We start from the raw sequence: 9,192 nt of genomic DNA, 5'->3' as shown, positions 1-9,192 counted from the left end.
CTGCGGAGCGATGCCGATTGGCGCCATCGGATATCCAGCAGGTTTGGGCATCACACAATCTCCGCAGAAGCTGAACCGGTGTAGGCGGCGCGGATTTCCACCGCGTCGTCACCGAAGTATGGAAAGTCGATCTGGTTGACGGCGCTGGCCAGCGTGTTGCTGTAGACCGCTGTCGTCACGGTCCCAGCGCGGTTGCGCGCGTCTATAGTGACGGTGCCCGTGCCGTTGAGCAGGAGGCGCGGCAGGCCGGTTACTGGCCGCCATACGCCAGCGGACAGAGCGCCGGGTACAAAGGTGCGTGCCGTTGTCGCTGAGGCCAGCGCGGTGTTTGCCGTGCCCTGTGCCGCCGCAGCAGCGCCGACCGCATCATCCGCCGTAACCTGCGCATTGGCAGCAGCACCAGAGGCCGCCGCAGCCGCAGCGCGCGCCGTAGGATCGCCGCCTGCAGCAGCAATTGCCTCAGCCGTGAGCGACAGGATACCAGACGGCCCCTGCGTGCCTTCAACGGCAACGTCGATCACTGGTGGCGCGACGACAGTGATGTCGTTGATAACCGTAGTCATACGAGAAACACCGTGATTTGGGGCGACGAGATATCGGCACCATCCTTCGAGACGCGCAAACGGAAGCCCATGCCGCTGTAGACCTTGTTGCTCCACTGCAGATCGACACGGTAGGCGCCTTGTGTGGCGTCCGTCCAAACCACCGTAAGATCATCCGCGAGCTTGTTCGGCCCTTCGAATATCTCGATCGTCCAGTCCGACAGGTCCATCGCGGTGCCCGCCTGATCACGCCACGTGCCCGTGAACGAGAGGTCGGAACCACGATTGATCGTGATCTTGCTCATCGTGCTACCTCATTCGGATCAATCGCGACCTGGGCCGAAACCCAAGTGATCAGTTCGTCGAGCTGGGTGGCGGCAACGCTGCATTCGTACCGCTCGGCGAGAGATAGTCCGTCCGCGCCGGCCGCTGCATCAGCACCGAAGGCGGGCTCGGGAAGGCTGGGCATTGGCTGACCACCGCCCTGGCTTCCAACGGCTTTTCCAACTTGCCCCCGCAGGCTGTCATAGCGAGCGCGCAAAGCAGCAAAGCGCTCGTCGGCACGTACTTTCTGATCATGATTGATCCTTTCCTGTGCGGCCTTCACTTGCGCGAGGCGCAGCTGTTCGTTGCGCAGGGCATCGGCCATCGCCTGCACGTACGCGGCCTTGGTCTTGCGGTGGCTGGCGACGTTCTCGCTGTTCAGCGCCGTCATCCTCTCAAGCCGCGCGATCAGGCCGCCACCGATGACGGGCAGGCCATGGATCTGGATCAGTAGCGCGACGACGACGCCTAGCAGGGCGAGTGTTGCCGTGCGCCGCCAGTTTGAGAGGAGGAGCGGGATCACTGCTCACCATCCGGCGGGCAAGGCGGTGTCCCCTGCTTGACCAAGCGCGAACCGGTGGCCGTGGCGAACACAAAAACCCCGATCAGGATCGACGCGACAGGCCGGTATGCCTCAGGGACCAACTCGACCAGCTTCTGCAGCTCGCTGGGATAGGCCGCGAAGTATCCGGCGACGATGCCCGCGATCGCAGCAAGACGTACGCTCCACAGCTTCCAGACCTTTTCGGCCCAATCCTCGATCAGGTTCATGCTGGCATTCCTTCCTTGATCCATGCTGCGACATCGAACGACGGGCAGGCCTTCTGCACCTTGGGCCAATCACGGTGGCCACGGATCACGATGCCGGGATAGCGCTCCTGATAGGTGCGGATCAGCGTGCGCAGCGTCGCCTTCTGGGCAGGCGTGCGGGTATGCGCAACTTGGGTGGAAGGCCGCGAATTGCCGAATACGACAGCCTTGGAAAGACGTGCCCCATTTGCGGAACCGTCTTCCACCTTCGCGACATACCCTTCCAATCGCTCGGCAGGTTCCAGAGGCGGAAGACATGCTCTCGGGCATGTGCATCGACTTCGCTTCAGCGTGGCGCTGGCATTCCTGGTCGAACCTTCTGGGATCGCTTGGACAAGCGTCCCTCGTCCTGTTGGGAGTGGCGCGGAAAGGTCAGCCACAACGGCTACGGCCAATTTGAGCATAAGGGCCGGAGCTGGCGCGCGCATCGCTACGCCTACACACTCGCAAAGGGCGACATCCCACCCGGCATGATGGTGCTGCACTCCTGCGACAACCGCCGATGCTGCAACCCCGACCATCTCCGCATCGGCACCGCCAAAGACAATTGGCGAGATGCATTCGAGCGCAATCGCCTGACGCCCGCACAGATCAACAAATTCTCTCCGAGGAAAGCATCATGAGCACGAACAACGCCGCAGGGGGGGGGCACGTGAAGGTGTCCAAGACGCTCCTGAAAACCGCAGCCCGCTATCTCGCGCGTCTTCGTGCCGGGGAGCGCATCATGCGTGATGCCCATGGGCGGATGCAGTGGACCGATGGCCGCAACGTCGGGCGCAAGACAGTCGCCCACATGATCAACGAAGGCACGCTGCTGGAACTGGACACCGACCTGTTCGGCGACCGGTCGCGCGGCCAGACACTGGGAGTTGAGTGATGAGCAGCATCGAAAACACGCTGGCTGAACGTGGCAACCGGTACGGAGACTTCGCCAGCCATGCCCGCATCACGCAGCGCATAAAGGAAGCGATGGCGGATAGCCCGAACTGGGCGAATCTTGATCACGACATGAAGGAAGCGCTGGAAATGGTAGCGCACAAGGTTGGCCGCATCCTGAATGGCGATCCTGCCTACCACGACAGCTGGCATGATATGATAGGCTACACCAAGCTGGTCGCGGATCGCCTGATTGCCCCCATTCCACATGTAGGGGTGTGATGCTGTGACCCTCCCCGACTACATCACCCGATACCTCCGCAACCCGCTGATCTGCCGCGAGCGTCTCTGGCACCTGCTGAACGACCCGCAGACCACGCTCGAACAGTTGCAGCTCGATGCGTTGGCCCCGGTCGAAATGGCGCTGCTGATCGAGGAGCATTGCCACCAGGACGTTGCCGACGAGGTCTACGAGAAGTGGGAGACGCTGGCTGATGTTGCTGAGACGGCGTGCTGGTTTGAGGGGGTGGTGGCGTGAGCTTGCTCTCATCAACAGCCTTGGGCCTTGGCCTGATTGTCGACAGCTTCGCTGGTGGTGGTGGCGCGTCTACCGGCATCGAGGCGGCGCTCGGCGCTGCAGTCGATATCGCGATCAACCACGATGAGCAGGCGATCCGCATGCACGAGGCCAATCACCCCGGCACCGTGCACGTGAACAGCAACATCTGGCAGGTCGATCCGGTCGAGGTTGTGCGCAGCCACCCGTCTGGCGTGCGTCACGTCTCGCTTGCCTGGTTCAGCCCTGACTGCAAGCACTTCAGCAAGGCCAAGGGCGGCAAGCCGCGCGAGAAGTCGATCCGCGATCTGGCGTGGGTCGTGGTGCTGTGGGCGCAACGGGTACAGCCCGACGTCATCTTGCTCGAGAACGTCGAGGAGTTCCGGACCTGGGGCCCGCTCTGCGACGAGGGCAAGCCGATCAAGGAACGGCAGGGCGAGACCTTCAACAAGTGGACGAAAGAACTGCGCAAGGCCGGTTACAAGATCCAGTGGAAGGAACTTCGCGCCTGCGATTACGGTGCGCCGACCATCCGCAAGCGCTTCTTCATGATTGCCCGCCGCGATGGCAAGCCGATCGTGTGGCCCGCACCAACGCACGGCAAGCCCGGCTCGCTCGAGGTGCTGTCCGGCAAGCTCAAGCCATGGCGCAGCGCCGCTGAGATTATCGACTGGTCCATTCCATGCCCGTCGATCTTCGAGCGGTCGAAGCCGCTGGCGGACAAGACCCTGCGCCGCATCGCGCACGGCATCATGAAGTTCGTGGTCAACAACCCGTCGCCGTTCATCGTGCCGCTGACTCATCACGGAAGCGACGGCCGCAGCTATGGTCTTGACCAACCCTTGCCGACTGTGACCGGCGCGAACCGTGGCGAGATGGCGCTGGTGACGCCGATCATCACCTACGCCCAGCAAGGCGGCGCGAACCGATCTGTCGAGGATCCGCACCATACGATCTGCGCCAACAGCAAGGACCAGAACTGCGTCGCAGCCGCGCACCTGGTTCACGTTGGCAACGGTGAGCGGGAAGGACAGGCCCCGCGGGCCATGGACGTGGAGAAGCCGCTGGGCACTGTCGTGGCAGGTGGTACCAAACATCACGCCGTCATGGCGTTCATGCAGAAGTTCGCCGAGAACGGAAAAGGCTACGATCCCGAGACGCCCCTGCACACCGTCATGGCAGGCGCACCGCGTCACGCCGTTGTCACTGCCCACATCGAGCAGGCCAACGGCGGGCCGAACAACGCCAATCTGGCAGGACGAGCCGCAGATGATCCGCTGTCGACCATCGCGACGGCCGGGAGCCAGCAGCGGCTTATCGCCAGCAGCCTTATGAAGCTGCGCAACAACTGCGTCGGCCATTGCATGGACGAGCCTTTGCATACCCTGTCGACGGGTGGGCACATGGCGGAGGTCCGAGCCTTCCTGATCAAGTATTACGGCAACGAGCAGGACGGGCACGGCCTCGACAATCCGCTCGGCACCGTCACGGTGCAGGATCGCTTCGGCCTGGTCACCGTTACGATCGGCGGCGAGGAATACGTCATCGTCGACATCGGCATGCGCATGCTGACCCCGCGCGAGCTCTTCAACGCGCAGGGCTTCCCGCCTGATTACATCATCGACCGTGACGCCAATGGCGCACCGATCACCAAGACGGCTCAGGTCGCCAAGTGCGGCAACAGCGTCTGCCCACCGCTGGCAGAGGCGCTGGTGCGGGCGCAGTTCCCTGAGGTGGTCGAGATGCAGGAGGTGAAGGCAGCATGACCCGCCACACCTCAAACCCGCCCGACCGCCGGCCCCTCTACATCGATCTGCAGCGCAAGATCCATCAGCAAAGCCGCGTCTTCAGTCGCTCCCTCAGTGGCTTTGGACAGCGCATTGGCAACCAGCTTGTCGCGGATGTGGCGACGAAATGCCGGTTCGTGGAGCTTCAGGGTGTCGATGATGCCGCCGATAATGTTGATGTCGACACGGTCTTCAGATTTCACTTCGAAGCATTCCCTAAAGTTTCCGGTTCCATCCGAATCGTCTGTAAACCTGCACAAAGGTGCAGGTCTTTCAAGCCTTTGGCTGTGTCGGGACGCAAATTTAGGTCGGGGGGAGGGGCATGACCGCGCACGTCCGCTTCAAGCAGTCCGACGTCAAGCGCGCCGCTGCTGGTGCGCAGGATGCAGGACTGACGATCGCCAAGATCGAGATAGACCCGAACGGCAAGATCGTGATTATCCCCGGCACACCCAAAGCCGAGGGAATCGCGTCGGAATGGCAAGACCTCGAATGAACATGTTGATGCCCAAGTATGCCAGCGAGTTCCGCGACAGGCACGGCAAGTCGCGCGTCAGGCTCCGGCGCAAGGGCTGGAAGTCGGTCTATGTTGAGCACGAGGTCGGCACGCCGGAATTCACCGAGGCGTATCGCCGCTGGGAGCGCGAGAGCAGAATCGAGGTTGCAGCCGAGCGCGCAAAGCCCGGCTCCTTCGATGACCTGATCGCGCGCTTCTACAAGTCGAAGCATTGGAGCCAGATCAAGCCGTCGACGCAGCTGGGCTATCGCGGCGAGTTGGAGCGGTTTCGTAAAAACTATGGCGACAGAACCGTATCGACGATGACGGCACGCCACGTCAGTAACCTGATCAACAAGATGGCCGACCGTCCGAGTGCCGCGAACAATCTGCGCAAGCGACTCGGCCAGCTATTCAAGTTCGCGATCCAGTTGGGATGGCGCACCGACAATCCGGCGTCCGTGGTTTCTGGTCTCCGCATCAGATCCGAAGGCTACCGGACGTGGCAGGAAGAGCAGATCGCACAGTTCGAGGCCAAGTTCGCCGTCGGCACCATGGCTCGCCTCGCCTTCGACCTGGCGCTCTATACCGCCCAGCGCCGCAGCGATGTCAGGACGATGGGGCCGCAGCATGTCAGGAACGGCGAGATCACGGTCAAGCAACTTAAGACAGGACGCTCGATCACAATTCCGCTGCATCCCAATCTTGCCGCCAGCATCGCGAAAACACCGACCGGTCATCTGGCTTTCCTGCTGTCGACACGCGGCATCCCGTTTCAGTCGACCCAGAGCTTCGGCAACTGGTTTGGCGACCGCTGCCGGGAAGCTGGTCTCGAAGGTTTCGCCATGCACGGACTGCGCAAGGCAGCATCGCGCCGCATGGCCGAGACCGGCCTGACGAACCAGGAGATCAAGTCGATCACCGGTCACGTGACGGACAGCGAGGTGGCTAGATACACCCGCGAAGCAGAGCAATTGACCATCGCTCGTCGCGCCATGGCGAAGATGGCAGCCCGCGATGCCTAGGCTTAGAACGAAACGCCCTGAGCTGCCGATGTACGTCAGTAGTTTCCGCGACCGCCATGGCACTGAGAGATTCAGGTTTCGTCGCAAGGGCGGAATTACCTGCTATCTCCGCAACAAGCCAGACAGCGATGAGTTTGCTGCTGAGTATGCATTGCTTCTGGCAGACACCGAGCCGCCAGAGGCGGCCACCCAAGTGGCGGTGATGCGAAAGCTGATGAAGGCGCTGGAGGCGATCAGACAAGTTGAGATGCCCAGCTATGTCTATGCGCTTGCAGACCCGACCGGCCCTGTGAAGATTGGCTTTGCATCAAACCCGGTTGACCGCTTGATCAGCCTGCAGATCGGGAATCCGCGCCGCATCGAGGTGATCGGCCTTCGACATGGCACCATGAAAACTGAAGCAGACATCCACCGCAGGCTAGCTCATGCCCGAATTGGAGGCGAATGGTTCGAGCGCGAGGCGGTCTTAAGGATCATGAAATGGCGCGGAGTTTGGCTAACCCCTGACTCCGATATTTTGTCTAACCCGGCGCAAGAGGCTGATAATGCTTGAGAAAATAAAGGTGGTGGCGCGCCCGGCAGGACTCGAACCTGCTGCCTCAAGATTAGAAGTCTCGCGCTCTATCCAGATGAGCTACGGGCGCGCGCCGGGGTTCCCTTAAGCATGCTTTGCGGATCGTGCAAACCGCGTTAGCAGGTGCTTCCATGAGCGATCCCCAGATTTCGAGAATCGACGGCTCTGCCAGCGCGCGCCGCCATTTCCGCTATTTCGACTATGTCATGGCCTCGTTCGTGGCCATCCTGCTGCTATCGAACCTGATCGGTGCGGCGAAGCTGGCGCAGGTGGACGGGTTCACGTTCGGCGCGGGCATCCTGTTCTTTCCGGTGTCCTACGTGATCGGCGACGTGCTGACGGAGGTCTATGGCTATGCCAATGCGCGGCGCTGCGTGTGGATGGGGTTCTTCGCGCTGGTGTTCATGGCGTTCATGAGCTTCGTTGTGGTGGCGATGCCACCGGCGCCGGGCTGGGACGGGCAGGCGGCCTACGAAAGCGTGTTCGGATCGACCTGGCGGATCGTGCTGGCATCGGTGACGGCCTTCTGGGCGGGCGAGTTCGTCAACTCCTTCGTGCTGGCCAAGATGAAGCTGCTTACCGGCGGCAAGATGCTGTGGACGCGTACGATCGGCTCGACCGTGTTCGGGCAAGCAGTGGACAGCCTGTTGTTCTATCCGATCGCGTTCCTTGGCATCTGGACGACGAGCCAGGTGCTGACGGTGATGGTCACCAACTGGCTGATGAAGGTGGTGTGGGAGGCGGTGCTGACGCCTGTCACGTACGCCGTGGTCGGATGGCTCAAGGCCCGCGAAGGGGCCGACGTCTATGATACCGACACCGACTTTTCGCCATTTGCGAAGGCGCCGCAAGCTTAAGGAAAGCTGGACGCAGATGCCCCGCCTCTCCGGGGGGGCGGGAGAGACGGGGCGGCTTGCGGGGGCTGGAAGGGCCGCAAGTGTTCAGTCCGCGATCAGGCCGATCAGCAGGTAAACGATGACGGCGGTGCCGAAGCCGAGCAGGGTGCCGAGAGCAAAGGCGACCCGCACCAGCGTGACGTCAACGTTGAAGTAGTTCGCGATGCCCGAGCACACGCCCATGATCTTGCCGTGGGCCTTGTCGAGGCGGAAGCCGCGCGAGGGTTCGATGGGGCGGGGAGCCGAGTCGTCGAAGCGAAGCTGGGTCATCAGATCATCTCCTGCATGGCAGCGGGTGCCGAAGTGGTGGCAACGGGGGTGTGGACGGTTCCGGCGATGAGCGCGAGGCTGAGGGCGAAAGCGCTGGCAGCGGCGGCGATGCGGTTGGCAAAATCGGTCATGGTCTTGTCCTCATGGTAACTGGTGGAGCCCGATTGGCTCATGCAGACAGCTTTGCATGGGGCGTGCCAAACTTAGAAAATGGCAGAATTGCGCGGTTTCGACGTCCAGCGGCGCGTTTGGCAATCTTTCTGTTTGCTGAACAGTGGTGAAAACTCCCATTAATTGGTTGCGGGGTTTTCCCAAAGCATGCCTATGCGGCCACAGGCTTTGATTGCGGCTTGCTTTTTCGCGTGACCGGGCCTATCTGCGCCTCATCCCGACATTGTGAAAGCAAGGTCAGGCTGGTGCCACCGGGCACCGGCACGGATCGGCATTTGCATTTCGGACAGTTGGAGCTTGCATGACGGATATAGCGCGTATCACCGAGGTAATCGAACCGGAGGCCAAGGCCCTGGGCTTCGATCTCGTGCGTGTGCGCTATTTCAAGGGCGGCGAGATCGGTGACGAGGAGCATACGCTCCAGGTCATGGCCGAGCGGCCTGAGACTGGCCAGCTCGTGATCGAAGACTGCGCCGCGCTCTCGAATCGCATTTCGGACCGTTTCGACGAACTGGAAGAAGCGGGCGAGGTGCTGCTTGAGGATGCCTATCGGCTCGAGGTGTCTTCGCCGGGCATCGACCGTCCGTTGACGCGCGCTAAGGATTTTGCTGACTGGATCGGGCAGGAGGCCCGCATCGAGCTTTCCGAGCTGCTGGGCGAGCGCAAGCGTTTCCGCGGCGACCTTACGGGCTTCGATGCTGAAACCCAGACCATTTCGATCGAGGACGATGGCGCCGTATTCGAGGTGCCGTTTGCCCTTGTTGCCAATGCCAAGCTGATCCTCACCGACAAGCTTATCGCCGCTTCCCGGCCGCTGGATACCAGCGGTGCGGACGAAATTCTCGAAGAACAGGAAGACTGACCC

The 9,192-nt window shown here is 61.7% G+C and carries 18 protein-coding genes and 1 tRNA gene; 10 read left to right on the top strand and 9 right to left on the bottom strand.

Annotation, left to right across the window (positions count from 1 at the left end):
- Positions 1-50: 50 nt before the first annotated feature.
- Genes B9A23_RS17825 through B9A23_RS17805 form a run of 5 tightly spaced genes read right to left on the bottom strand, consistent with a single transcriptional unit; the run spans position 51 to position 1,882 of the window.
- The gene (locus B9A23_RS17825; RefSeq protein ID WP_084280429.1) at positions 51-563 is read right to left on the bottom strand and encodes a hypothetical protein; all 513 of its coding nucleotides are present in this window, start codon (positions 561-563) and stop codon (positions 51-53) included.
- Positions 560-847, bottom strand: a complete 288-nt coding sequence (locus B9A23_RS17820; protein ID WP_084280428.1) for a hypothetical protein — start codon at positions 845-847, stop codon at positions 560-562. Before B9A23_RS17820 ends, B9A23_RS17825 begins: the two co-directional genes overlap by 4 nt.
- Positions 844-1,389 carry a hypothetical protein gene (locus tag B9A23_RS17815; RefSeq protein ID WP_084280427.1) on the bottom strand — a complete coding sequence of 182 codons (546 nt, stop codon included), beginning with the start codon at positions 1,387-1,389 and terminating at the stop codon, positions 844-846. The genes B9A23_RS17820 and B9A23_RS17815 overlap by 4 nt, the downstream gene beginning before the upstream one ends.
- Positions 1,386-1,637 (bottom strand): DUF7940 domain-containing protein, encoded by a 252-nt coding sequence (locus B9A23_RS17810; RefSeq protein ID WP_084280425.1) that lies wholly within the window; start codon positions 1,635-1,637, stop codon positions 1,386-1,388. Before B9A23_RS17810 ends, B9A23_RS17815 begins: the two co-directional genes overlap by 4 nt.
- A complete protein-coding gene (locus B9A23_RS17805; RefSeq protein ID WP_254895180.1) occupies positions 1,634-1,882 on the bottom strand; it encodes a peptidoglycan recognition protein family protein in 249 nt (82 codons plus the stop codon). Before B9A23_RS17805 ends, B9A23_RS17810 begins: the two co-directional genes overlap by 4 nt.
- Positions 1,883-2,005: 123 nt before the next feature.
- Between B9A23_RS17805 and B9A23_RS22910 the strand changes: the two genes are divergently transcribed.
- From B9A23_RS22910 to B9A23_RS17780, 5 genes are read left to right on the top strand one after another with little or no spacing between them, the layout of a single operon-like run.
- The gene (locus B9A23_RS22910) at positions 2,006-2,299 is read left to right on the top strand and encodes an HNH endonuclease signature motif containing protein (RefSeq protein WP_176218048.1); all 294 of its coding nucleotides are present in this window, start codon (positions 2,006-2,008) and stop codon (positions 2,297-2,299) included.
- Entirely contained in the window at positions 2,296-2,553 is a 258-nt protein-coding gene (locus B9A23_RS17795; RefSeq protein WP_084280424.1) for a hypothetical protein, read from the top strand. The genes B9A23_RS22910 and B9A23_RS17795 overlap by 4 nt, the downstream gene beginning before the upstream one ends.
- Positions 2,553-2,834: a DUF6378 domain-containing protein gene (locus B9A23_RS17790; protein WP_084280423.1), complete on the top strand. Its 282-nt coding sequence runs from the start codon at positions 2,553-2,555 to the stop codon at positions 2,832-2,834. Before B9A23_RS17795 ends, B9A23_RS17790 begins: the two co-directional genes overlap by 1 nt.
- A 4-nt stretch (positions 2,835-2,838) precedes the next feature.
- Positions 2,839-3,090, top strand: coding sequence for an acyl carrier protein (locus B9A23_RS17785; RefSeq protein WP_084280422.1), 252 nt, complete (start codon positions 2,839-2,841; stop codon positions 3,088-3,090).
- A complete protein-coding gene (locus B9A23_RS17780) occupies positions 3,087-4,874 on the top strand; it encodes a DNA cytosine methyltransferase (protein ID WP_084280420.1) in 1,788 nt (595 codons plus the stop codon). Before B9A23_RS17785 ends, B9A23_RS17780 begins: the two co-directional genes overlap by 4 nt.
- An 11-nt stretch (positions 4,875-4,885) precedes the next feature.
- Here the strand turns inward: B9A23_RS17780 and B9A23_RS17775 are convergent, their stop codons facing one another.
- Positions 4,886-5,098 carry a hypothetical protein gene (locus tag B9A23_RS17775; RefSeq protein WP_084280418.1) on the bottom strand — a complete coding sequence of 71 codons (213 nt, stop codon included), beginning with the start codon at positions 5,096-5,098 and terminating at the stop codon, positions 4,886-4,888.
- A gap of 119 nt (positions 5,099-5,217) precedes the next feature.
- Between B9A23_RS17775 and B9A23_RS22905 the strand changes: the two genes are divergently transcribed.
- From B9A23_RS22905 to B9A23_RS17765, 3 genes are read left to right on the top strand one after another with little or no spacing between them, the layout of a single operon-like run.
- On the top strand, positions 5,218-5,391 hold the full coding sequence (locus B9A23_RS22905; protein WP_176218047.1) for a hypothetical protein: 174 nt from the start codon (positions 5,218-5,220) through the stop codon (positions 5,389-5,391).
- A gap of 8 nt (positions 5,392-5,399) precedes the next feature.
- Positions 5,400-6,416 carry a tyrosine-type recombinase/integrase gene (locus B9A23_RS17770; protein WP_217806620.1) on the top strand — a complete coding sequence of 339 codons (1,017 nt, stop codon included), beginning with the start codon at positions 5,400-5,402 and terminating at the stop codon, positions 6,414-6,416.
- A gap of 28 nt (positions 6,417-6,444) precedes the next feature.
- A complete protein-coding gene (locus B9A23_RS17765; RefSeq protein WP_176218046.1) occupies positions 6,445-6,969 on the top strand; it encodes a GIY-YIG nuclease family protein in 525 nt (174 codons plus the stop codon).
- 14 nt (positions 6,970-6,983) lie between these two features.
- Here B9A23_RS17765 and B9A23_RS17760 read toward each other — a convergent pair.
- Positions 6,984-7,060 (bottom strand) — tRNA-Arg (locus B9A23_RS17760).
- Between the two features lie 61 nt (positions 7,061-7,121).
- On the opposite strand from B9A23_RS17760, the gene B9A23_RS17755 reads away from it, so the two are divergent.
- Positions 7,122-7,847 (top strand): queuosine precursor transporter, encoded by a 726-nt coding sequence (locus B9A23_RS17755; RefSeq protein ID WP_084280413.1) that lies wholly within the window; start codon positions 7,122-7,124, stop codon positions 7,845-7,847.
- A gap of 84 nt (positions 7,848-7,931) precedes the next feature.
- Here B9A23_RS17755 and B9A23_RS17750 read toward each other — a convergent pair whose 3' ends face one another.
- Positions 7,932-8,156 (bottom strand): PspC domain-containing protein, encoded by a 225-nt coding sequence (locus tag B9A23_RS17750; RefSeq protein WP_084280412.1) that lies wholly within the window; start codon positions 8,154-8,156, stop codon positions 7,932-7,934.
- Positions 8,156-8,329 (bottom strand): hypothetical protein, encoded by a 174-nt coding sequence (locus B9A23_RS22900; RefSeq protein WP_176218045.1) that lies wholly within the window; start codon positions 8,327-8,329, stop codon positions 8,156-8,158. The genes B9A23_RS17750 and B9A23_RS22900 overlap by 1 nt, the downstream gene beginning before the upstream one ends.
- 299 nt (positions 8,330-8,628) lie before the next feature.
- Here B9A23_RS22900 and rimP point away from each other — a divergent pair, with 299 nt between their 5' ends.
- Positions 8,629-9,189 carry a ribosome maturation protein RimP gene (gene rimP / locus B9A23_RS17745; RefSeq protein WP_084280411.1) on the top strand — a complete coding sequence of 187 codons (561 nt, stop codon included), beginning with the start codon at positions 8,629-8,631 and terminating at the stop codon, positions 9,187-9,189.
- Positions 9,190-9,192: the final 3 nt, after the last annotated feature.

This window comes from Novosphingobium sp. B1 (assembly GCF_900176395.1).
Classification (GTDB): Bacteria; Pseudomonadota; Alphaproteobacteria; order Sphingomonadales; family Sphingomonadaceae; genus Novosphingobium.
The sequence above is the reverse complement of the archived record's forward strand: the minus strand, read 5'-3'. Positions and strand labels throughout refer to the sequence as shown.